Genomic DNA, 22,290 nt, shown 5'->3' with positions numbered 1-22,290 from the left:
TTGCTGCCGGTTTGACCGCGCTGGCGCGATACCCTGCTTCGAGAATCGAGAGGTATGCATGTCTGAATTCCAGCTAGTCACCCGCTTCGAGCCCGCCGGCGATCAGCCGGAAGCCATCCGCCTGATGGTCGAGGGCATCGAAGCCGGGCTGGCGCACCAGACGTTGCTCGGTGTGACCGGCTCGGGCAAGACCTTCAGCATCGCCAACGTGATCGCCCAAGTGCAGCGTCCGACCCTGGTGCTGGCGCCGAACAAGACTCTGGCTGCGCAGTTGTATGGCGAGTTCAAGGCGTTCTTCCCGAACAACGCCGTCGAATACTTCGTTTCCTACTACGACTACTACCAGCCCGAAGCGTACGTGCCGTCATCGGACACCTTCATCGAGAAAGACGCCTCGATCAACGACCACATCGAACAGATGCGACTGTCCGCGACGAAAGCGCTGCTGGAGCGAAAAGACGCGATCATCGTCACCACGGTGTCTTGTATCTACGGCCTGGGCAGTCCGGAAACCTATCTGAAGATGGTGTTGCACGTGGATCGCGGCGACAAGCTCGATCAGCGCGCGTTGCTGCGCCGTCTCGCAGATCTGCAATACACCCGCAACGACATGGAGTTCGCCCGGGCGACCTTCCGGGTGCGCGGCGATGTGATCGATATCCACCCGGCGGAATCCGATTTCGAAGCGATCCGCATCGAGTTGTTCGATGACGAAGTCGAGAGCCTGTCGGCCTTCGATCCGCTGACCGGCGAAGTGATCCGAAAGCTGCCGCGGTTCACCTTCTATCCGAAAAGCCACTACGTGACGCCACGGGAAACCCTGCTGGGTGCCGTCGAAGGAATTAAAGTCGAATTGCAGGAGCGCCTGGATTACCTGCGTTCCAACAATAAACTCGTTGAAGCCCAGCGCCTGGAACAGCGCACCCGTTTCGACCTGGAGATGATCCTCGAGCTGGGTTACTGCAACGGCATCGAAAACTACTCGCGCTACCTGTCGGGCCGTGAGTCCGGCCAGGCGCCACCGACACTGTTCGACTACCTGCCGGCCGACGCCTTGCTGGTGATCGACGAATCCCACGTCAGCGTGCCGCAGGTCGGCGCCATGTATAAAGGCGACCGTTCCCGTAAAGAGACGCTGGTGGAATATGGCTTCCGCCTGCCGTCAGCGCTGGACAACCGGCCGATGCGTTTCGACGAATTCGAAGGCATCAGCCCGCAGACGATTTTCGTCTCGGCCACGCCGGGCAATTACGAAGCGGAACACGCCGGTCGCGTGGTCGAGCAACTGGTGCGCCCCACCGGCCTGGTGGACCCGCAAATCGAAATCCGCCCGGCGCTGACCCAGGTCGACGATTTGCTCTCGGAAATCGGCAAGCGCGTGGCGCTGGAAGAGCGGGTGCTGGTCACCACGCTGACCAAGCGCATGTCCGAAGACTTGACCGATTACCTGGCCGACCACGGCGTGCGCGTGCGCTACTTGCACTCGGACATCGACACCGTGGAACGAGTCGAAATCATCCGCGATTTGCGTCTGGGCACCTTCGATGTGCTGGTGGGGATCAACCTGCTGCGCGAAGGCCTGGACATGCCGGAAGTCTCGCTGGTGGCGATCCTCGATGCGGACAAGGAAGGCTTCCTGCGTTCCGAGCGTTCGCTGATCCAGACCATCGGCCGGGCGGCGCGAAATCTCAATGGCCGGGCGATTCTCTATGCGGATCGCATCACCGGTTCCATGGAGCGGGCGATCGGCGAAACCGAGCGTCGTCGCGACAAGCAGATCGCCTTCAACCTGGCCAATGGCATCACGCCCAAAGGGGTGTTCAAGGACGTGGCCGACATCATGGAAGGCGCCACCGTACCGGGTTCGCGCAGCAAGAAGCGCAAAGGCATGGCCAAGGCCGCCGAAGAGAGCGCCAAGTACGAGGCCGAATTGCGCTCACCGGGCGAGATCGCCAAGCGCATTAAAGCCCTGGAAGAGAAGATGTACGCGTTGGCGCGGGATCTGGAGTTTGAGGCGGCGGCGCAGATGCGCGATGAGATTGGCAAGTTGCGGGATCGGTTGATCACTGTCTGATTTCCGCTGAATTTGCTGGCCTCATCGCGAGCAGGCTCGCTCCCACATTGGACTTCTGTGTGTTCACTGTTATGTGAACATCAGAGAACCCTGTGGGAGCGAGCCTGCTCGCGATTGGGACGCCTCGGTCTTAATGCGCCTCCCCAGCTTTGAGCCCCGCCGGCAACGCCTTGGTCAACAACACCGCCAGCATGCTGATCCCCAATGCAATCCCGACAAAGTGAAACGCATCGTTGTACGCCATGATCGACGCCTGCTGATGCGCAATCTCGCTCAGTTTGCCCAGCGCCGCCGTCTCACTGCCAAACCGGTCCGTCATTAACGCCATCCGCTCCGCCACCTGCGGATTGCTCGGCACGATGGATTCACGCAGATAATCAAAATAGGTCTTGGTCCGCGCATCCAGCAATGTGGCGAGGAGGGCGATGCCAATCGCGCCGCCGAGGTTGCGCAGGATGTTGAACAGGCTCGACGCCGACCCCGCATCCTGCGGCAGGATGTAAGCGGTGGCGATCAGCGAGATGGTCACCATGATCAACGGCTGGCCAAGCGCCCGGATGATCTGGATCTGATTGAACTGCGGCCCGGCAAAGTCCGGGTTCAGCACCCCTGACGAAAAACTCGCCAACCCGAACAGGCCGAAGCCCAGCGTGCATAGCCATTTCGGCGACACGTACTTCATCAGCTTCGGCACCAGCGGAATCAGAAACAGCTGCGGCACGCCCATCCACATGATCACTTCGCCGATCTGCAAAGCGTTGTAGTTCTGGATCTGCGCCAGATACAGCGGCAACAGGAAGATCGAGCCGTACAAGCCGACGCCCATCCCGAGGCTGGAAATACTCGATAAACCAAAGTTGCGATTACCCAGGATGCTGAGGTTGATCAACGGATTGAGCTTGGAAAACTGCACGATCACAAAGGTGATCAGGCTGACCAGCGCGATGCTGCCCAGGGTCACGATCAGGTTCGACTCGAGCCAGTCCTTGCGATGGCCTTCCTCCAGGAACACCTGCAAGCAACCGAGACCGACGCCGAGCGTGAGAATGCCCATGTAGTCGGTGCTTTTGAGCAGTTCCCAGTGCGCTTCTTTCTTCTCCAGGCCGTACATCAGGCCGGCGATCATGATCAGGCCCGGCGGTATGTTGATGTAGAAAATGTATTCCCAGCCCCAGTTTTCCGTCAGCCAGCCGCCCAGCGTCGGGCCGATGGAGGGCGCGAACGTCGCGGTCATGGCAAACATCGCCATGCCTTTGGCGCGGTGGTGTTCCGGGAGTTTGATCAGGGTGAGGGTGAACGCCAGCGGGATCAGCGCGCCGCCGGTGAAGCCCTGCAGCGCCCGAAAGATGATCATGCTCTCCAGGCTCCAGGCCATGGAGCAAAGCAGGGAGGCGGCGAGAAATCCCAATGAAACCCAGACCGCCAGGCGTCGCGCCGACAGCAGCTGCACCAGCCACGCGGTTAGCGGGATCATGATGATTTCCGCGACCAGATAGGAGGTGGAAATCCACGAGCCTTCTTCCAGCGTCGCCGACAATGCGCCTTGAATGTCCTTGAGCGACGAGTTGGTGATCTGGATATCCAGCACCGCCATGAAGGCGCCGAGCATCACGCTCATCACCGCAATCCAGTCCCGCCGGGTCGGCTCGCCGACCGGGCGGATCAGTTGGTCACCGGCCATCGTCAGGGGCGTCTTTGATGTTCACTTTGGCGGTGACCGACATGCCCGGGCGAATCTTGCCGTGCAGCGGGTTGTCCGCGGCGAAGGTCAGTTTCACCGGAATCCGTTGTACGACTTTTGTAAAGTTGCCCGTGGCATTGTCCGGCGGCAACAGGCTGAATTGTGCGCCCGAGGCGGCGAACAGGCTGTCGACCCGCGCATCGATTGGCGTGTCGCTGTAGGCGTCAAAGGTCAATTTGGCTTTCTGGCCGGGCTGCATGTGACCGATCTGGGTTTCCTTGAAGTTGGCCTGAATCCAGATGTCCTGATCCGGGACGATCGACAGCAGGTAAGCGCCGGCCTGCACGAATTGGCCTTCGCGAGCGGCGCGCTGGCCGATCAAACCGCTGATGGGCGCGTGGATTTCGCTGCGGGTCAGGTTCAGTTCGGCCTGGGCGAGGTCGGTCTTGGCATTCGCGATCATGGCATCGAGTCGCTTGATCTCGGCGCTCAAGGAATTGACTTGCTGGCGCTGACTTTGCGCGTCGGCCTGGGCCTTGGTCACTTGCGAGCGGGCGATGTGGTTGTCGGCGGAAAGGGTGGTCACCCGTTCTTCCGACACGTAACCGGGTTTGCGCAGGGTTTGCGCGCGGGACAAGTCGATTTGTGAACGCCCCAGGCTGGCCTGGCTAGAGGCGACTTGCGCGTCACTGGCGGCAATCAGGCTGGCTTGCTGGGTCAGTTTGCTCTGGGCTTGCAGCCGTTCAGCCTGGCGGGTGGCGAGGGTGGCGTTGGCGCGGTCGACGGCGAGCTGGAAGTCATCGCCTTCGAGCTTGATCAGCAACTGGCCTTTTTCGACGTGCTGGTTGTCCTGCACCAGCACTTGATCGATGCGCGCGCCCAATTGGCTGGAGACACGGGTGATCTCGCCCTGCACGTAGGCGTTGTCGGTGCTCTCATAAAACCGCCCCTTGAAGAACCACTGGGCAAAAAAGCCCCCGGCAATCAGCAGGACGATCAGCAGGAAAATGAACAGGCGACGCTTGAGTTGGGCAGGCATGGGGCAAGCTGTAGTCGAGAAATTGTAAGGAAAGTTATCAGCAGCTGAATCTGGCATACAGTCGATAGTGGGTAAATGCCATCGGTTGATAATCGATCATTCATCGCGGCTCAGGCCCGTTGTAGACGCAACGTTGGCTTAAATGCCCTGCTGACTGGAGCCGGGCGGGTATCGCCTGTTACCATTCGCCCTTTGTTTTATCTTCATTTCGAGACTTGCCATGACCACCGTCCGCACGCGCATCGCGCCATCGCCTACCGGGGACCCCCACGTAGGTACCGCTTACATCGCTTTGTTCAACTATTGCTTTGCCAAGCAGCATGGCGGTGAGTTCATCCTGCGGATCGAAGACACCGATCAGTTGCGCTCGACCCGCGAGTCCGAGCAGCAGATTTTCGACGCCTTGCGCTGGTTGGGCATCGACTGGAGCGAAGGCCCGGACGTTGGTGGCCCGCATGGTCCGTATCGTCAAAGCGAGCGCGGCGACATCTATCAGAAGTACTGCCAGCAACTGGTCGAAATGGGCCACGCTTTCCCGTGCTTCTGCACCGCCGAAGAGCTTGACCAGATGCGCGCCGAGCAAATGGCTCGTGGCGAAACCCCGCGTTACGACGGCCGTGCGCTGTTGCTGTCCAAAGAAGAAGTCGCGCGCCGCCTGGCCGCCGGCGAACCTCACGTAATCCGCATGAAGGTGCCGAGCGAAGGTGTTTGCGTGGTGCCGGACATGCTGCGTGGCGATGTCGAGATCCCGTGGGATCGCATGGACATGCAAGTGTTGATGAAGACCGATGGCCTGCCGACCTACTTCCTGGCCAACGTGGTCGATGACCACTTGATGGGCATCACCCACGTACTGCGCGGTGAAGAGTGGCTGCCGTCGGCACCGAAACTGATCCTGCTTTATGAGTACTTCGGCTGGGAACAACCGGAGCTGTGCTACATGCCGCTGTTGCGTAACCCGGACAAGAGCAAGCTGTCCAAGCGCAAGAACCCGACCTCGGTGACGTTCTACGAGCGCATGGGCTTCATGCCGGAAGCGATGCTCAACTACCTCGGCCGCATGGGCTGGTCGATGCCGGACGAGCGCGAGAAGTTCTCGCTGCAGGAAATGGTCGATCACTTCGACCTGAGCCGTGTGTCCCTCGGTGGGCCAATTTTCGACATCGAGAAGCTGTCGTGGCTCAACGGACAATGGCTGCGTGATTTGCCGGTGGAAGAGTTCGCTTCGCGCCTGCAAACCTGGGCACTTAACCCTGAATACATGATGAAGATCGCGCCGCACGTACAAGGCCGCGTCGAGACCTTCAGCCAGGTTGCACCGCTGGCTGGTTTCTTCTTCGCCGGTGGCGTGAACCCGGACGCCAAGCTGTTCGAATCGAAGAAGCTCTCGGGCGACCAGGTGCGTCAGCTGATGCAACTGATTCTGTGGAAGCTGGAAAGCCTGCGTCAGTGGGAGAAGGACAGCATCACCGCGACGATTCAGGCGGTGGTCGAATCCCTCGAGCTGAAGCTGCGTGACGCCATGCCGCTGATGTTCGCCGCGATCACTGGCCAGGCCAGTTCGGTGTCGGTGCTCGATGCGATGGAAATCCTCGGTCCGGACCTGACCCGTTTCCGTCTGCGCCAGGCCATCGACCTGCTGGGCGGTGTGTCGAAGAAGGAAAACAAGGAGTGGGAAAAACTCCTGGGCAACATCGCCTGAGGACGTTTGACCCTGTAGGACCTGCCGGAGGTTGCGATCATTTGATCGTGATCTTCGGTGCTCCCCCCGTTTTTCCGGGGGGAGGGCGGTAAGTGATTGTTATGTCGGCAAAAAACTTTGAAATATTTTAAAAATAAGTTTGACAGCTTTCCGAAGCGCCATTAAGATTCGCCCCGTCCTCAGCGATGAGGGGCTATAGCTCAGCTGGGAGAGCGCTTGCATGGCATGCAAGAGGTCGACGGTTCGATCCCGTCTAGCTCCACCAATTTACACTTCAAGGTCTGGCCACACCGGCCTTGAAGCGATCAACACTCAGCGTTGATCTGTTGTATAGAAGGGTTTGCGTCCCCTTCGTCTAGTGGCCTAGGACACCGCCCTTTCACGGCGGTAACAGGGGTTCGAGTCCCCTAGGGGACGCCAGTTTTACAGAAGCGACGTTGCAAGATGTCGCTCCGCCGCGAGGCGAAAAATCCGGGGCTATAGCTCAGCTGGGAGAGCGCCTGCATGGCATGCAGGAGGTCAGCGGTTCGATCCCGCTTAGCTCCACCAATTTTACAGTTCAAGATCTGGCCACACCGGTCTTGAATCGATCAGTTCTCAGCACTGATCAGTTGTATAGAAGGTTTTGCGTCCCCTTCGTCTAGTGGCCTAGGACACCGCCCTTTCACGGCGGTAACAGGGGTTCGAGTCCCCTAGGGGACGCCACGATTACCCGCTCTGCGGGATTTTATAAGGGTCATTCAATTATTGAATGGCCCTTTTGTTTGTCTGGCGTTTGGCCAAATCCCCCATTTCTTTCAAACTGTTCTTCAGACCAGCGGTCACATCCACGACTTGCGGAAAATTATTATGAGAATAATATTCTAGTCGTAATATTCGGAGGCAACGATGAACGATAAAAAAGCTCAAACCCGCGAACGCATTCTCAAAGCCGCCAGTGCAGCGCTGATTCAGCGCGGCCCGGCCGAACCGAGCGTGGGCGAAGTGATGGGCGCAGCCGGCCTGACGGTTGGCGGCTTCTATGCGCACTTCGAAAGCAAGGACGCGATGATGTTGGAAGCGTTCAAGCAACTGCTCGGTCATCGCCGTGGGCTGATCGCCGACATGGACACCGAATTGACCGGCGAAGAGCGTCGCGCTTTGGTTGCCGCGTTTTACCTGTCACGCAAACACCGTGATTCCTCGGAGTCAGCGTGCCCGATCCCGGCGTCTGTCGGTGAGCTGGGGCGTCTGCCGGACGCGTTTCGTGTGGCGTTGAATGAGCATGTGGAAATGATGGTCGCGCAGTTGGCGGCCAGCCCGGAAGACACCGACAAAGCCCTGGCCGACATGGCCTTGATGGTCGGTGGTCTGGCTCTGGCACGGGCGCTGGGGCCAGGCGAGTTGTCCGATCGATTGCTGCGCGCCGCCAAGTCGGCGGTGCTATGACCTGAAGGCAGTGGCCTGAGGAGTGAGAGCGATGAGCACGTTGAAGTGGGTTCGTGGCGTTAATGGCACCTTGGGCTGGTTCGCACCGAAACTGGTCGCGAGCAAAATGCGACTGGCGTTCATGACGCCGCGGGATTTTCCTCCGCGTGATTGGGAGTTGCCGCTCCTGGCCAAATCCGAACGAATCACCTTGCGCTTCGGGCTCTCGGCGCTGCGTTGGGGGCAAGGTCCGGCCGTGTTGTTGATGCACGGCTGGGAAGGCCGGCCGACGCAGTTTGCCAGCCTGATCACGGCGCTGGTTGAGGCCGGGTATACCGTCGTTGCCCTGGACGGACCGGCTCACGGTCGCTCGCCGGGTAACGAAGCGAATGTCGTGCTGTTCGCCCGCGCCATGCTTGAGGCCGCCGCCGAGTTGCCGCCGTTGCAGGCCGTCATCGGTCACTCGATGGGCGGCGCCAGTGCGATGCTCGCCGTACAGCTGGGCTTGCGCACTGAAACTCTGGTCACTATCGCCGCTCCGGCGCGGATTCTCGGTGTGTTGCGCGGTTTTGCCCGCTATGTTCGGCTGCCGCCCAAAGCGCGTTCGGCGTTCATCCGTCAGGTCGAGAAAGACGTCGGCATGCGCGCGGCGACGCTGGATGTTGCGCACTATCAGCTCGACATGCCCGGCCTGATCGTCCACGCCGAAGATGACAACTTCGTCTCGGTCAAGGAGTCCCGGTTGATCCACGAGGCCTGGTTCGACAGTCGGCTGTTGCGCCTGGAAGAGGGCGGTCATCAGCGGGTGCTGGCGGATCCTCGGGTGATTGATGGCGTGCTATCACTGCTGGCCGGTCGCAGCCTGCAATCGCGCCAATCGGCATAAGCATCCGTTACACTGCCCCGGTCGAAATCATCTGACCGGGAGTGGGGCATGGGCTGGGATCGGGCAACGCCATTTATCATTGATCTGCACGTCGGCGCCGAGGACATCGACGGGCTGGGGCACGCGAACAACGCGGTGTACGTGACCTGGCTCGAACGTTGCGCCTGGCGCCACTCGCAGCGGCTGGGCCTGGACCTGGTCGAGTACCGTCGACTGGACCGGGCAATGGCAGTGGTGCGGCACGAGATCGATTACCTGGCCGCGGCGTACGAGGGCGACGAGTTGCAACTGGCAACCTGGATTGTCGATTGGGATCAACGCCTGAAAATGACCCGCCACTTCCAGTTGAAGCGCCCAAGCGACAACACCACGTTGCTGCGGGCGCAAACCACCTTCGTCTGCATCGAGCTGTCCACGGGCAAGCCCAAGCGCATGCCGGCCGAGTTCATCGAAGGCTACGGCCCGGCGTTGCAAGTTCCAAGTTGACGCGATCCTGTGGCGAGGGAGCTTGCTCCCGCTGGAGCGCGAAGCGGTCCTTTGCAATGGAGAGTGCTACGCACTCTAACGGGAGCAAGCTCCCTCGCCACAGAGGCAGATGCAAGTCTTTCGACAGAGAATCCAGTAAACTGCCGCACGTTTTTCGTCGAGTGTGTTTTTCATGCAAATTGCTTTGGCGCCCATGGAGGGGTTGGTCGACAACATCCTGCGGGACGTGCTGACCCGTGTGGGCGGCATTGATTGGTGCGTGACCGAGTTCATTCGGATCAACGATCAACTGCTCACGCCTGCCTATTACCACAAGTTCGGTCCGGAATTGCTGACCGGCGCCCGCACCGCGTCCGGCGTACCGCTGCGGGTGCAGTTGCTCGGTTCCGACCCGGTGTGCCTGGCTGAAAATGCCGCGCTGGCCTGCGAACTGGGTTCCGAGGTCATCGACCTGAACTTCGGCTGCCCGGCCAAGACCGTCAACAAGTCCCGTGGCGGCGCCGTCCTGCTGAAAGAACCCGAACTGCTCAACCAAATCGTTGAGCATGTCCGCCGTGCTGTGCCTGCACACATTCCGGTCACCGCCAAGATGCGTCTGGGCTTCGACAGCCCCGACGGTTCGCTGGTCTGCGCAACAGCGCTGGCCGAAGGCGGTGCGGCGCACATCGTGGTTCACGCCCGGACCAAAACCGACGGTTATAAGCCGCCTGCACACTGGGAATGGATCCCGCGGGTGCAGGAAGTGGTCAAGGTGCCTGTGTTCGCCAATGGCGACATCTGGAGCGTCGAGGACTGGCGCCGTTGCCGCGAAATCAGCGGCGTGGAGGACATCATGCTCGGTCGCGGCCTGGTGTCGCGCCCGGACCTGGCCCGGCAAATCGCCGCCGCGCGGACCGGTGAAGAAGTGGTCGAGATGACCTGGGCAGAGTTGCTGCCACTGGTTCAGGACTTCTGGCTACAAGCCAAGGCGCAGATGACCGCACGCCAATCGCCGGGCCGTTTGAAGCAGTGGCTGGCGATGCTGACCCGCAATTATCCCGAAGCCGTCGAGCTGTTCACCGTCCTGCGTAGGGAAACTGAACTGGACCAGGTCTCGCGTTTGCTGGGTCTGCAGGTGGCCGAAGCGGCCTAAGAAAATTCTAAAAAAATCTGAAAATAACCTCTTGAAAAGCAATCTGCGATCCCTATCTAGGGATTACGCGATGCCGAATTCGGGTCGCGGAGACAAAAAAACTTGCTGATATGTTTTCAGGAGATTTGAATCATGAGTACTGCATTTTCGATGGCCCCACTGTTCCGTTCCTCGGTGGGATTCGACCGTTTCAACGACTTGTTCGAAACCGCCCTGCGCAACGAGCCAGGCAGCACCTACCCACCTTACAACGTTGAAAAACACGGCGATGACCAATACCGCATCGTCATAGCGGCCGCCGGATTCCAGGAAGAAGACCTGGAACTGCAAGTGGAAAAAGGTGTGCTGACCATCAGTGGCGGCAAGCGTGACGCGAACGAAGACGTCACCTATCTGTACCAAGGCATCGCACAGCGTGCCTTCAAACTGTCCTTCCGTCTGGCGGACCATATCGAAATCAAGGCCGCCGGCCTGAGCAACGGTTTGTTGAGCATCGACCTGTTGCGGGTGATTCCGGAAGAGGCGAAAGCCAAACGCATTCCGATCAACGGGACGCAAAAACCCGCTCTGCAATAACAAGTCAGAGCAATGAGAAGGGCGCCATTTGGCGCCCTTTTTTTGTCAGCAATCATTCGCCCGATTTGTAGCAGCTGCCGAGCAGCGCGAGGCTGCGTTCGGCTGCGAAGCAGTCGTAAAACCTGCAGTTGAGTTTTAACTGAAACACCGCGGCACCTGGATACACGACTGCTTCGCAGCCGAACGCAGCCTCGCGCTGCTTGGCAGCTGCTACAAGAGGCGCGTTATTTGAGGAGCTTCTGAAACTCCTCCACCGGCAACGGCCGACTGTGCAAATACCCCTGATAAAAATGGCACCCCAGCCCCTGTAAGAACTCCAGCTGCTCTGGTGTTTCCACCCCTTCGGCGATCACTTTCAGTTCGAGACTGCGGGCCATGGCCACGATGGCGCGGATGATTTCGGCGTCGTTGGGGTCGGTGGTGGCGTCGCGGATGAACGACTGGTCGATTTTCAACGTGTCGACCGGCAGGCGCTTGAGGTAGGTCAGCGAGGAATAACCGGTGCCGAAGTCGTCCATCGCGAAGCTCACGCCGAGTTTTTTCAGGCGACGCATTTTGTTGATGGTGTCTTCCAGGTTCTGGATGACGATGCCTTCGGTGATTTCCAGTTTCAGCAGTGAGCAGGGCAGGCCGTGGCTGCTGAGGCTGTGTTCGATGCGTTCGACAAAATCGTTTTGACGAAATTGCCTCGGGCTGATGTTCACGCAGAGGCTGAAGCTGAGCGGGTTCACCAGGCCTTTGGCGACCAGCTTTTTGAAAGCCCCGCAGGCTTCGTCGATGATCCAGGTGCCGACTTCCAGAATCAGTCCGCTGTCCTCCAGTACCTTGATGAACTCGGTGGGCGATTGCGGGCCGAGTTCCGGGTGGTCCCAGCGCACCAGCGCCTCGGCCCCGACAATGCGGTTGCCACGGGCGTCGACCTGGGGTTGGTAATGCACTTGAAACTCGCCCCGGGAAAGGGCCAGGCGCAAATCGGTTTCCATGCGCAGGCGTTCGCTGGCGGCCTTCTGCATGGTGTTGTGATACATCTGCGCGGTGTTGCGGCCCGAGTCTTTGGCGCGGTACAGCGCGATATCGGCACGCTTGAGCAGGTCGGTCGGGGTCGAGCCATGATCGGGAATCAGTGCGATGCCGATGCTTGGCGTCACTTGCAGGCGCTGGCCATCGAGGAACATCGGCTCCGACAGCAATTCGCGCAAGGTGTCGGCCAGATCACTGACCTGGGCGCTGACTTCGTTGCGCGAGCCTTCGAGGCCGCTGAGGAGCACCACAAATTCATCGCCCCCCAGACGCGCGACGGTGTCTTCCATGCGTACGCTGGCCTCAAGCCGGGCCGTGATGATTTTCAGCACCGTGTCGCCCACCGGGTGACCGAGGGAATCGTTGATGTGCTTGAAGTGATCGAGGTCGAGGAACAACAGCGCACCGCGCAGGTTGTGGCGCTTGAGCAGCGCGATCTGCTGGCTCAGGCGATCCATCAACAGCGCGCGGTTCGGCAGGTTGGTCAGCGGGTCGTGGTAGGCCAGGTGACGGATCTGCGCTTCGGCATTTTTCAGCAGGCTGACGTCTCGGGCAGTCAGCAGCAGGCACGCGGTTTCGTTGAGGGTGATCGGCTCCACCGAGACTTCGACGGTCAGCAGTTCGCCGCGCTTATTGCGGCCGAGCATTTCCTGATGATGCACACGGCCCTTGAGCTGCAACTCGGCCAGCAGCGCCGAGCGCTGTTTCTCTTCTGCCCAGATGCCGACCTGATACACCGTGCGGCCGACCACTTCGTCGGCGCGGTAACCGGTCAGGCGACAGAAACCATCGTTGACCTCCAGGTAGCGCCCGGTATCGCGCTCGGTGATGGTGATCGCGTCCGGGCTTGAGTGAAACGCCTTGGCAAACTTCTCTTCGCTCGCCTTGAGTGCCGCTTCGGAACGCTGTTGCTGGGTGATGTCGCGCAGGGTCGTGACGATGCACGGCTGGTCGCCCACGCTGATCTGCCGGCTGGAAATCACGCAGGTCAGGGATTGCCCGTCTTTGTGCTGGGCGACGATCGCGACATTATTCAGTCCCTGTTCGCGGATGACCTGTTCGATCCGTTGCAGGCTTTTCGCCGATGCGTCCCACAGGCCGATTTCGTCGGCGCTGCGACCAATCACTTCGGCGGCGCTCCAGCCAAAGGTCTGGGTGAAGCTGGAGTTGATCTCGATGAACTGGCCGGTGTCCTGGCGCGTAACGCAGATCGGGTCCGGGCTGACTTGAAACAGCGTGGCGAATTTCTCTTCCGAAGCCACCAGCCGTTGTTCACGCTCCACTTGGTCGGTGATGTCCAGCAAGGTGCCGGCCATGCGCAGCGGCGCGCCGTTTTCATCGCGGTAGAGGCGGGCTCGGCTTTCCAGGTAGCGGGAGCTGCCGTCCGATAGTTGCACCCGATAGGTCAGCTGATAATTGCCGGCCGGTCCTTCGCGCAGGCTGCGATAAGCGTCGCGCATGGAGCCCCGTTCTTCGTCGGGCACGCCTTCGAAAAATGCGTCGAAAGACTCATGGAAGGGTATGGCCTCCAGCCCGTGCAACTGCGCGGCCCGTGCCGAGCCGTACAGCATGCCGCTGGGAATGTGCCAGTCCCAGGTGCCGAGTTGCGCCGAATCCAGGGCCAGGTCGAGGCGTTCCTGGCTGTCTTTCAGCGCGTGTTCGGCGGCTTTGCGTTCCGTGGTGTCGAGGAAGGTGCTCAGCAGGTACGGCTGGCCTTCGAGTTCGACTTTCTGTGCGCTGAGGATGCCGTCATGGATCTGGCCGTTGCTGGCGCGAAACTGCACCTCCATGCTGGTCAGTTCGCCCTTGGCCTTGGTCGCCTTGACCAGCACGTCCCGTTGCTCCGGGTGTACCCAGAGGCCCAGTTCGACGGTCGTTCGGCCAATGGCGTCCTGCACCGGCCAGCCGAACAGGCTTTCGAAATACTGGTTGGCTTCGGTGATCAGGCCATCTTCCTGGCGGGTCAGCAGCACCATGTTCGGGCACAGGTGAAACAGCGTGGCGAAGCGTTTTTCCGAGCTGCTCAGCGCCTGTTCGCGCTGGCGCTGGTGGGTGATTTCGCGAATGACCCCGATCATCCGTGGCCGGCCGTGTTTGTCCGGCAGCAGGCTGCCGTTGATCTCCAGCCAGTGCAGGCTGCCGTCGGGCCAGCGGATGCGGTGGTGCATCGCTTGTTCCAGCGGGGCGCCGGCAATCACGGCATGAAAGGCACGGATGGTTTTGGCCCGATCCTCCGGAGGCAGTAAGTCGAGGTATTCCAGATCGGCCGGCAACGGTTGCCGGGGATCGAAGCCGAACAACGCCTGGGTGCCCCGCGACCAACTGATCTGACCGCGTTCGATGTCCCAATACCAAGCGCCCAGGCGCGCGCCGTTGAGAGCTGCCAGCAACTGCGGCGCACTTTCCCAGCTCTGCTCGGACCGTTTCGGGTCAAGCGCCTGAATACGGGGCATCGGCGGAATACGGTCAACAGATTTCGGCATTGGCAGGCCTTGGGCTGAATTGGGCGTTAGGCACAGGAGTTCGCGGCTCGATGGCAGTAGCGCACGTTAGCCTTGAGTCCCTGGCAGATCGATTTGTGCATCCAGCAAGGCCATGAAGGCCCGTGCCGCGTTCGACAGCGTCCGTTCGGTGTGCAAGATATAGCCTAGCTGGCGAGTGAGTTGTATGCCCGGCAAAGGTATTCGCGCAACTTGATCATCGAGCATCGTGCGCGGCAACACGCTCCAGGCCAGGCCGATCGAGACCATCATCTTGATGGTTTCCAGATAATTCGTGCTCATGGCGATGTTCGGCGTCAGTCCCTGAGCCTCGAACAGTCGATGGACGATGTGGTGAGTAAAGGTGTTGCCGCCGGGAAACACCGCCGGATGCAGGGCGATGTCCGCCAGGCTGACCGCTCCGTTGCTGACCAGCGAATGCTCCGGGGCGACCACGAAGTCCAGCGGGTCGTCCCACACTGGCGTCGCTTTGACCAAGGTATGAGGTTCCGGGGCCAGGGTGATTACTGCCAGTTCCGCGCGGCCATGGAGTATTTCTTCGTAGGCCACCTCCGAATCGAGGAACTGAATATCCAGCGCCACTTGTGGGTAGCGTCGGGTGAACTCCCTTAATAAGGGCGGTAAACGGTGCAGGCCAATGTGGTGACTGGTGGCCAGCGTCAGGCGCCCGGTCACTTCGCCGGTCAGGTTGGTCAGGGCGCGGCGGGTGTCGTCCAGCACGTTGAGAATCTGATAGGCCCGCGGCAACAGGGCGCGACCGGCCTCGGTCAGGCCGACTTCACGGCCCAGTCGATCGAACAACCGCACCTTCAATTGCTGCTCCAGTCCGGCGATACGCTTGCTGATTGCCGGTTGCGTCAGGTGCAGCCGTTCGCCTGCACCGGAGAAGCTTCCAGTCTCGGCAATCGCGATAAAGGCATTAAGGTTGGCCAGGTCCATTGCGGTATTCCAGTTGGTTATCCAAAGCATAAAAAATATGAATTTGAGTTATTTAATGTAACCCCCTAGGATCGACCTCACAAGCCAAAGGGTTATTGAATCACTCAAGACCCAGGGCATAGAAACAAGCTGATGAGGAAAACGTCTGATGGCCGGCAAAACGCTCTACGACAAGCTCTGGGATTCGCACTTGGTCAAGCAGCGCGACGATGGCTCTGCGCTGATCTACATCGATCGTCACATCATTCACGAAGTGACGTCGCCGCAAGCCTTTGAAGGCCTGCGTCTGGCCGGGCGCAAGCCTTGGCGCATCGATGCCAACATCGCGACCCCGGACCACAACGTACCGACCACCCCGGAGCGCAAGGGCGGCATCGAAGCCATTGCCGACCAGGTCTCGCGTTTGCAGGTTCAGACCCTCGACGACAACTGCGATGAATATGGCATTGTCGAATTCAAGATGAATGATGTGCGTCAAGGCATCGTTCACGTGATCGGCCCGGAGCAGGGCGCGACCTTGCCGGGCATGACCGTGGTCTGCGGCGACTCCCACACCTCGACCCACGGCGCGTTTGGCGCTTTGGCTCACGGTATCGGCACCTCCGAAGTCGAGCACGTGCTCGCCACCCAGTGCCTGGTCGCCAAAAAAATGAAGAATATGCTGGTGTCGGTCGAGGGCAAATTGCCGTTCGGCGTGACCGCCAAGGATATCGTCCTCGCCGTGATCGGCAAGATCGGCACCGCCGGCGGTAACGGCCATGCCATCGAGTTCGCCGGCAGCGCGATTCGCGATCTGTCGGTCGAAGGCCGCATGACCATCTGCAACATGTCCATCGAGGCCGGCGCTCGCGTAGGCCTGGTGGCGGCTGACGAAAAAACCGTGGCCTACGTGAAAGGCCGTCCGTTCGCCCCGAAAGGCGCGGAGTGGGACTTGGCTGTCGAAGCCTGGAAAGACCTGGTGACCGATAAAGACGCCAAATTCGACACCATCGTCGAGCTCGATGCGACCCAAATCAAGCCGCAAGTCAGCTGGGGCACGTCGCCCGAGATGGTGTTGGCCGTGGATCAGAACGTGCCGGACCCTGCGAAGGAAATGGACCTGGTTAAACGTGGCTCCATCGAGCGCGCCTTGAAATACATGGGGTTGACCGCCAATCAGGCAATCACCGATATCCAGCTGGACCGCGTGTTCATCGGTTCCTGCACCAACTCGCGGATCGAAGACCTGCGCGCTGCGGCAGTCATCGCCAAGGGCCGCAAAGTCGCTTCGACCATCAAGCAGGCCATCGTGGTGCCGGGCTCGGGTCTGGTGAAAGCACAGGCCGAATCCGAAGGCCTGGACAAGATTTTCCTCGACGCCGGTTTCGAATGGCGTGAGCCGGGTTGCTCGATGTGCCTGGCGATGAACCCGGACCGCTTGGAGTCGGGCGAGCATTGCGCCTCGACCTCCAACCGCAACTTCGAAGGCCGTCAGGGCGCCGGTGGCCGAACCCACCTCGTGAGCCCGGCGATGGCCGCCGCCGCCGCTGTGAACGGTCGTTTCGTCGACGTCCGTGAATTGATCTAAGGAGCGCAGCATGAAAGCTTTTACCCAGCACACTGGTCTTGTCGCGCCTTTGGATCGTGCCAACGTCGACACCGACCAGATCATCCCGAAGCAGTTCTTGAAGTCGATCAAGCGCACGGGTTTCGGCCCGAACCTGTTCGATGAGTGGCGTTATCTGGATGTCGGCCAGCCGTACCAGGACAACTCCAAGCGCCCGCTGAACAAGGACTTCGTGCTCAACGCCGAGCGTTATCAAGGCGCCAGCGTGTTGCTGGCCCGTGAGAACTTCGGTTGCGGCTCCAGCCGTGAACACGCGCCGTGGGCCCTGGAAGAATACGGTTTCCGCAGCATCATCGCGCCGAGCTACGCCGACATCTTCTTCAACAACAGCTTCAAGAACGGCTTGCTGCCGATCATCTTGAGCGATGCTGAAGTGGATGAGCTGTTCGAGCAGGTTGAAGCGAATCCTGGCTACCAGTTACAGGTTGATCTGCAAGCGCAGACCGTGACCCGTCCGGATGGCAAAGTGCTGCGCTTTGAGATTGATGCGTTCCGCAAGCATTGCCTGCTCAATGGTCTGGACGATATTGGTCTGACGTTGATGGACCATGAAGCGATTGCGACGTTTGAAGCCAAGCATCGTGCGAGCCAGCCTTGGTTGTTTCGCGACGCTTGATTTTGCGTAAGGCGTAATGACGCCATCGCCAGCAGGCTGGCTCCCACATTGGATTTGCGGCGTTCACAAAACCCTGTGGGAGCGAGCCTGCTCGCGATGAGGCCCTTGAAGGCAACACAAGACTCCACCCCAAAAAAGGAAGTCCCGATGACCCGCACCGCCCAGCACAGCCAGGTAGTCCAAAAGCAATTCGGTGAACAGGCCGCGGCCTACCTGAGCAGCGCCGTACACGCTCAAGGCACTGAATTCGCGCTGCTACAGGCCGAGCTGGCCGGGCAGGGCGATGCACGGGTGCTCGATCTGGGTTGCGGCGCCGGTCACGTGAGTTTTCACGTGGCGTCGCTGGTGAAAGAAGTGGTCGCTTACGACCTGTCCCAACAGATGCTCGACGTGGTCGCCGCAGCCGCCATCGACCGTGGTTTGAGCAATGTCACCACGGTCAACGGTGCCGCTGAGCGCCTGCCGTTTGCCGACGGCGAGTTTGACTTCGTGTTCAGCCGTTATTCGGCGCACCATTGGAGCGACCTCGGCCTGGCCCTGCGCGAAGTGCGCCGGGTGCTGAAGCCGGGCGGCGTGGCGGCGTTCGTCGACGTGTTGTCACCGGGCAGTCCGTTGTTCGACACTTACCTGCAGAGCGTCGAAGTACTGCGCGACACCAGCCATGTGCGCGATTATTCCGCCGGCGAGTGGTTGCGTCAGGTCAGCGAGGCGGGGTTGCATACCCGCAGCACCACGCGTCAACGGTTGCGGCTGGAGTACAACAGCTGGGTCGAACGCATGCGCACGCCGCAAGTCATGCGCGCGGCCATCCGCGAGCTGCAGCAGTCGATGGGCAATGAAGTACGCGAATATTTTGAAATTGAGGCCGATGGTTCGTTCAGTACAGATGTGCTGGTGCTGATTGCAGAACGATAGGCTCCGGACGATAGAATTTTTCCGGGTGCGCCCCTGGGCGCACCGACTGATGACATGAGGAAAGCATGAGCAAGCAGATTCTGATTCTCCCGGGCGACGGTATTGGTCCGGAAATCATGGCCGAAGCGGTCAAGGTGCTGGAACTGGCCAATGACAAGTACAGCCTGGGCTTCGAGCTGAGCCACGACGTGATCGGCGGCGCCGCCATCGACAAGCACGGCGTGCCGCTGGCCGACGAAACCCTGGACCGTGCGCGCGCAGCCGACGCTGTGCTGCTGGGCGCCGTGGGCGGCCCGAAATGGGACACCATCGAGCGTGACATCCGCCCTGAGCGCGGCCTGCTGAAAATTCGTGCGCAACTGGGCCTGTTCGGCAACCTGCGCCCGGCGATCCTCTACCCGCAACTGGCCGAGGCGTCGAGCCTGAAGCCGGAGATCGTGGCGGGCCTGGACATCCTGATCGTCCGTGAACTGACCGGCGGCATCTACTTTGGCGCGCCACGCGGCACCCGCACCCTGGAAAACGGCGAGCGTCAGGCGTACGACACGCTGCCGTACAGCGAAAGCGAAATCCGCCGCATCGCCCGCGTCGGTTTCGACATGGCCATGGTGCGCGGCAAGAAGCTGTGCTCGGTGGACAAGGCCAACGTATTGGCGTCCAGCCAGCTGTGGCGTGAAATCGTCGAGCAAGTGGCCAAGGATTACCCTGAAGTCGAACTGAGCCACATGTACGTCGACAACGCCGCCATGCAGCTGGTGCGTGCGCCGAAGCAATTCGACGTGATCGTCACCGACAACCTGTTTGGCGACATCCTGTCCGACCAGGCATCGATGCTCACCGGTTCCATCGGCATGCTGCCGTCGGCGTCGCTGGATACCCACAACAAGGGCATGTACGAGCCTTGCCACGGTTCGGCGCCGGACATCGCCGGCAAGGGCATTGCCAACCCGTTGGCGACCATTTTGTCGGTGTCGATGATGCTGCGTTACAGCTTCAACCAGTCGGGCGCGGCGGACGCGATCGAGAAAGCCGTCAGTCTGGTTCTGGACCAAGGCCTGCGCACGGGCGACATCTGGTCGGCCGGTTGCACTAAAGTCGGTACGCAGGAAATGGGTGACGCAGTAGTCGCCGCGCTGCGGAATCTGTAATCTCTCGGGCCCGCTGCTTTCACTCTTGAAAGCAGCGGCCCACTTTTTAAAGAAGGTGTAGTTGCGATGAAACGTGTAGGTCTGATCGGTTGGCGCGGTATGGTCGGTTCCGTGCTCATGCAGCGGATGCTGGAAGAGCAGGATTTCGATCTTATTGAGCCGGTGTTTTTCACCACTTCCAATGTCGGTGGCCAAGGCCCGTCCGTGGGCAAGGACATTGCTCCGCTCAAGGACGCTTACAGCATTGATGAGCTGAAAACCCTCGACGTGATTCTGACCTGCCAGGGTGGCGACTACACCAGCGAAGTCTTCCCGAAATTGCGCGAAGCCGGTTGGCAGGGTTACTGGATCGACGCCGCTTCCAGCCTGCGCATGCAGGATGACGCGGTGATCGTGCTGGACCCGGTGAACCGCAAGGTCATCGACCAGCAGCTCGACGCGGGCACCAAGAACTACATCGGCGGCAACTGCACCGTCAGCCTGATGTTGATGGGCCTGGGCGGTCTGTTTGAAGCCGGTCTGGTCGAGTGGATGAGCGCCATGACTTATCAGGCGGCCTCCGGTGCCGGCGCGCAGAACATGCGTGAACTGATCAAGCAAATGGGCGCGACCCACGCCGCTGTCGCCGATCAACTGGCCGACCCGGCCAGCGCCATCCTCGACATCGACCGCCGTGTCGCCGAAGCCATGCGTAGCGACGCGTACCCGACCGAAAACTTCGGCGTACCGCTCGCCGGCAGCCTGATCCCGTGGATCGACAAGGAACTGCCGAACGGTCAGAGCCGCGAAGAGTGGAAGGCCCAGGCCGAGACCAACAAGATCCTCGGTCGCTTCAAGAGCCCGATCCCGGTCGATGGCATCTGCGTACGCATCGGCGCCATGCGCTGCCACAGCCAGGCGCTGACCATCAAGCTGAACAAAGACGTGCCGATCGCCGACATCGAAGGGCTGATCAGCCAGCACAACCCTTGGGTCAAACTGGTGCCGAACAACCGCGAAGCCAGCATCCAGGAACTGAGCCCGACGAAAGTCACCGGCACCCTGAACGTACCGGTTGGCCGTCTGCGCAAGCTGAACATGGGCACGCAGTACGTCGGTGCGTTCACCGTCGGCGACCAACTGCTGTGGGGCGCGGCCGAACCGCTGCGCCGCATGCTGCGGATCCTGCTTGAGCGTTGATCGACTGAAGCTGTAAAAGAACCCGTGCCTTGAAAGAGGTGCGGGTTTTTTTATTCCCGGCAGGCTGATGTTGATCTGTTGCCTGTTCTGGCCTCTTCGCGGGCAAGCCCGCTTCCACAGGTTTCAGTGGTGTACACAAATCTTGTGTATGACACCAACCACTGTGGGAGCGGGCTTGCCCGCGAAGAGGCCAGAACAGCCACCGCAAATCCTTGACCGAATTGCCTGCATGCCCACCACCCGGTAAAGTGCCGCTCCCCCCGTTTCGCCAGAGGTAGAACCATGAGCCAGTCCTTTGATATTGCCGTGATCGGCGCCACCGGTACTGTCGGCGAAACGCTCGTGCAGATTCTCGAAGAACGCGACTTCCCGGTCGGCAACCTGCACCTGCTGGCCAGCAGCGAATCCGCCGGGCATTCGGTGCCGTTTCGCGGCAAGAACGTGCGGGTGCGCGAAGTCGATGAGTTCGACTTCAGCAAAGTCCAGCTCGTATTCTTCGCCGCCGGCCCGGCGGTCACCCTGAGTTTCGCCTCGCGCGCCCGTGCAGCCGGTTGCTCGCTGATCGACCTGTCCGGCGCGCTGCCGGCGGATGAGGCGCCGCAAATCGTGCCGGAAGCCAACGCCCAAGTACTCGCCGGTTTGAAAAAACCGTTCCAGGTCAGCAGCCCAAGCCCGTCGGCCACCACGCTGGCCGTAGTGCTGGCGCCGTTGCTCGGTTTGCTTGACCTGCAACGCATCAACCTGACCGCCAGCCTGGCCGTCTCCGCCCAGGGCCGCGAAGCCGTGACCGAGCTGGCCCGGCAAACCGCCGAGCTGCTCAACGTGCGTCCGCTGGAGCCCACTTTTTTCGATCGGCAAATGGCCTTTAACCTGTTGGCCCAGGTCGGCAAGCCCGATGAGCAAGGCCATACGTTGCTGGAAAAACGCCTGGTGCGTGAGCTGCGTCAGGTCATGGCGCTGCCTTTATTAAAGATTTCCGTCACTTGCATTCAAGCCCCGGTGTTTTTTGGCGATAGCTTTAGCGTGACCTTGCAGTCAGCGAGCGCTGTGGACCTGGCGAAAGTCAACGCGGCGCTGGAAGACGCGCCGGGTATCGAACTGGTGGAAGCCGGCGATTACCCGACAGCGGTGGGCGATGCGGTAGGGCAGGACGTGGTCTACGTCGGTCGGGTTCGCGCGGGAATCGACGACCCGTCGGAACTTAATTTGTGGCTGACGTCAGATAACGTACGCAAGGGCGCCGCGCTCAATGCTGTGCAGGTGGCTGAATTGTTGATAAAAGACCTGCTGTAAAAGATACTTGGCAACAATTTTTCGAATGAGTCCTGCCGAGCGCTATGCTTGGCCGGATCGCTGATGGCGAGCCACCCTGTGGGGCTTTCC

General features: G+C 60.4%; 17 protein-coding genes and 4 tRNA genes. 17 read left to right on the top strand and 4 right to left on the bottom strand.

Going from position 1 to position 22,290, the window contains the following annotated elements:
- Window positions 1–58 precede the first annotated feature (58 nt).
- Window positions 59–2,074: an excinuclease ABC subunit UvrB gene (uvrB, locus tag ACA053_RS19055; RefSeq protein ID WP_109633233.1), complete on the top strand. Its 2,016-nt coding sequence runs from the start codon at window positions 59–61 to the stop codon at window positions 2,072–2,074.
- Between the two features lie 130 nt (window positions 2,075–2,204).
- Here uvrB and ACA053_RS19050 read toward each other — a convergent pair whose 3' ends face one another.
- Together ACA053_RS19050 and ACA053_RS19045 are read right to left on the bottom strand one after the other, a co-directional pair.
- Entirely contained in the window at window positions 2,205–3,755 is a 1,551-nt protein-coding gene (locus ACA053_RS19050; RefSeq protein ID WP_497393397.1) for an MDR family MFS transporter, read from the bottom strand.
- Complete coding sequence (locus ACA053_RS19045; protein WP_497312509.1) at window positions 3,745–4,794, bottom strand: HlyD family secretion protein; 1,050 nt, start codon at window positions 4,792–4,794, stop codon at window positions 3,745–3,747. Before ACA053_RS19045 ends, ACA053_RS19050 begins: the two co-directional genes overlap by 11 nt.
- A 220-nt stretch (window positions 4,795–5,014) precedes the next feature.
- On the opposite strand from ACA053_RS19045, the gene gltX reads away from it, so the two are divergent.
- The 10 genes from gltX (at window position 5,015) to ACA053_RS18995 (ending at window position 10,983) form a co-directional block, all read left to right on the top strand.
- Window positions 5,015–6,496, top strand: coding sequence for a glutamate--tRNA ligase (gene gltX / locus ACA053_RS19040; protein WP_109633228.1), 1,482 nt, complete (start codon window positions 5,015–5,017; stop codon window positions 6,494–6,496).
- Window positions 6,497–6,685: 189 nt separating this feature from the next.
- Window positions 6,686–6,761 (top strand) — tRNA-Ala (locus tag ACA053_RS19035).
- Window positions 6,762–6,840: 79 nt separating this feature from the next.
- Window positions 6,841–6,916, top strand: a tRNA-Glu gene (locus ACA053_RS19030).
- Between the two features lie 53 nt (window positions 6,917–6,969).
- Window positions 6,970–7,045, top strand: a tRNA-Ala gene (locus ACA053_RS19025).
- 80 nt (window positions 7,046–7,125) lie between these two features.
- Window positions 7,126–7,201, top strand: a tRNA-Glu gene (locus ACA053_RS19020).
- A 183-nt stretch (window positions 7,202–7,384) separates the two neighbouring features.
- A complete protein-coding gene (locus tag ACA053_RS19015; RefSeq protein WP_214382064.1) occupies window positions 7,385–7,924 on the top strand; it encodes a TetR/AcrR family transcriptional regulator in 540 nt (179 codons plus the stop codon).
- Window positions 7,925–7,955: 31 nt separating this feature from the next.
- Window positions 7,956–8,789, top strand: coding sequence for an alpha/beta fold hydrolase (locus ACA053_RS19010; RefSeq protein ID WP_497312506.1), 834 nt, complete (start codon window positions 7,956–7,958; stop codon window positions 8,787–8,789).
- 48 nt (window positions 8,790–8,837) lie between these two features.
- Window positions 8,838–9,275 carry an acyl-CoA thioesterase gene (locus tag ACA053_RS19005; RefSeq protein ID WP_109633224.1) on the top strand — a complete coding sequence of 146 codons (438 nt, stop codon included), beginning with the start codon at window positions 8,838–8,840 and terminating at the stop codon, window positions 9,273–9,275.
- 172 nt (window positions 9,276–9,447) lie between these two features.
- Window positions 9,448–10,407, top strand: a complete 960-nt coding sequence (locus ACA053_RS19000) for a tRNA dihydrouridine synthase (protein WP_497312504.1) — start codon at window positions 9,448–9,450, stop codon at window positions 10,405–10,407.
- A gap of 132 nt (window positions 10,408–10,539) precedes the next feature.
- Window positions 10,540–10,983: an Hsp20 family protein gene (locus ACA053_RS18995; RefSeq protein WP_461980763.1), complete on the top strand. Its 444-nt coding sequence runs from the start codon at window positions 10,540–10,542 to the stop codon at window positions 10,981–10,983.
- Between the two features lie 224 nt (window positions 10,984–11,207).
- Here ACA053_RS18995 and ACA053_RS18990 read toward each other — a convergent pair whose 3' ends face one another.
- Entirely contained in the window at window positions 11,208–14,486 is a 3,279-nt protein-coding gene (locus tag ACA053_RS18990; protein WP_497312502.1) for a PAS domain S-box protein, read from the bottom strand.
- Between the two features lie 66 nt (window positions 14,487–14,552).
- Window positions 14,553–15,443, bottom strand: coding sequence for a LysR family transcriptional regulator (locus ACA053_RS18985; RefSeq protein WP_109633217.1), 891 nt, complete (start codon window positions 15,441–15,443; stop codon window positions 14,553–14,555).
- A gap of 148 nt (window positions 15,444–15,591) precedes the next feature.
- Between ACA053_RS18985 and leuC the strand changes: the two genes are divergently transcribed.
- From leuC to ACA053_RS18955, 6 genes are all read left to right on the top strand, one after another.
- Window positions 15,592–17,010 carry a 3-isopropylmalate dehydratase large subunit gene (gene leuC / locus ACA053_RS18980; protein ID WP_497312500.1) on the top strand — a complete coding sequence of 473 codons (1,419 nt, stop codon included), beginning with the start codon at window positions 15,592–15,594 and terminating at the stop codon, window positions 17,008–17,010.
- Window positions 17,011–17,020: 10 nt separating this feature from the next.
- A complete protein-coding gene (gene leuD, locus ACA053_RS18975) occupies window positions 17,021–17,665 on the top strand; it encodes a 3-isopropylmalate dehydratase small subunit (RefSeq protein ID WP_497312498.1) in 645 nt (214 codons plus the stop codon).
- A 147-nt stretch (window positions 17,666–17,812) separates the two neighbouring features.
- Entirely contained in the window at window positions 17,813–18,580 is a 768-nt protein-coding gene (locus ACA053_RS18970) for a class I SAM-dependent methyltransferase (protein ID WP_109633211.1), read from the top strand.
- Window positions 18,581–18,645: 65 nt separating this feature from the next.
- A complete protein-coding gene (gene leuB / locus ACA053_RS18965) occupies window positions 18,646–19,728 on the top strand; it encodes a 3-isopropylmalate dehydrogenase (protein WP_497393395.1) in 1,083 nt (360 codons plus the stop codon).
- A 66-nt stretch (window positions 19,729–19,794) separates the two neighbouring features.
- On the top strand, window positions 19,795–20,907 hold the full coding sequence (asd, locus tag ACA053_RS18960; RefSeq protein ID WP_109633208.1) for an aspartate-semialdehyde dehydrogenase: 1,113 nt from the start codon (window positions 19,795–19,797) through the stop codon (window positions 20,905–20,907).
- Window positions 20,908–21,189: 282 nt separating this feature from the next.
- Complete coding sequence (locus ACA053_RS18955) at window positions 21,190–22,200, top strand: aspartate-semialdehyde dehydrogenase (protein WP_109633207.1); 1,011 nt, start codon at window positions 21,190–21,192, stop codon at window positions 22,198–22,200.
- Window positions 22,201–22,290: the final 90 nt, after the last annotated feature.

The sequence above is a fragment of the Pseudomonas sp. LBUM1672 genome (genome assembly GCF_059695655.1).
This window is presented reverse-complemented; position numbering and strand designations above follow the sequence as displayed.

Excerpts from the sequence above, each read along its gene's own strand:
- uvrB (WP_109633233.1), top strand. The coding sequence starts at position 59 with ATGTCTGAATTCCAGCTAGTCACCCGCTTCGAGCCCGCCGGCGATCAG.
- ACA053_RS19050 (WP_497393397.1), bottom strand. The coding sequence starts at position 3,755 with ATGGCCGGTGACCAACTGATCCGCCCGGTCGGCGAGCCGACCCGGCGG.
- ACA053_RS19045 (WP_497312509.1), bottom strand. The coding sequence starts at position 4,794 with ATGCCTGCCCAACTCAAGCGTCGCCTGTTCATTTTCCTGCTGATCGTC.
- gltX (WP_109633228.1), top strand. The coding sequence starts at position 5,015 with ATGACCACCGTCCGCACGCGCATCGCGCCATCGCCTACCGGGGACCCC.
- ACA053_RS19015 (WP_214382064.1), top strand. The coding sequence starts at position 7,385 with ATGAACGATAAAAAAGCTCAAACCCGCGAACGCATTCTCAAAGCCGCC.
- ACA053_RS19010 (WP_497312506.1), top strand. The coding sequence starts at position 7,956 with ATGAGCACGTTGAAGTGGGTTCGTGGCGTTAATGGCACCTTGGGCTGG.
- ACA053_RS19005 (WP_109633224.1), top strand. The coding sequence starts at position 8,838 with ATGGGCTGGGATCGGGCAACGCCATTTATCATTGATCTGCACGTCGGC.
- ACA053_RS19000 (WP_497312504.1), top strand. The coding sequence starts at position 9,448 with ATGCAAATTGCTTTGGCGCCCATGGAGGGGTTGGTCGACAACATCCTG.
- ACA053_RS18995 (WP_461980763.1), top strand. The coding sequence starts at position 10,540 with ATGAGTACTGCATTTTCGATGGCCCCACTGTTCCGTTCCTCGGTGGGA.
- ACA053_RS18990 (WP_497312502.1), bottom strand. The coding sequence starts at position 14,486 with ATGCCGAAATCTGTTGACCGTATTCCGCCGATGCCCCGTATTCAGGCG.
- ACA053_RS18985 (WP_109633217.1), bottom strand. The coding sequence starts at position 15,443 with ATGGACCTGGCCAACCTTAATGCCTTTATCGCGATTGCCGAGACTGGA.
- leuC (WP_497312500.1), top strand. The coding sequence starts at position 15,592 with ATGGCCGGCAAAACGCTCTACGACAAGCTCTGGGATTCGCACTTGGTC.
- leuD (WP_497312498.1), top strand. The coding sequence starts at position 17,021 with ATGAAAGCTTTTACCCAGCACACTGGTCTTGTCGCGCCTTTGGATCGT.
- ACA053_RS18970 (WP_109633211.1), top strand. The coding sequence starts at position 17,813 with ATGACCCGCACCGCCCAGCACAGCCAGGTAGTCCAAAAGCAATTCGGT.
- leuB (WP_497393395.1), top strand. The coding sequence starts at position 18,646 with ATGAGCAAGCAGATTCTGATTCTCCCGGGCGACGGTATTGGTCCGGAA.
- asd (WP_109633208.1), top strand. The coding sequence starts at position 19,795 with ATGAAACGTGTAGGTCTGATCGGTTGGCGCGGTATGGTCGGTTCCGTG.
- ACA053_RS18955 (WP_109633207.1), top strand. The coding sequence starts at position 21,190 with ATGAGCCAGTCCTTTGATATTGCCGTGATCGGCGCCACCGGTACTGTC.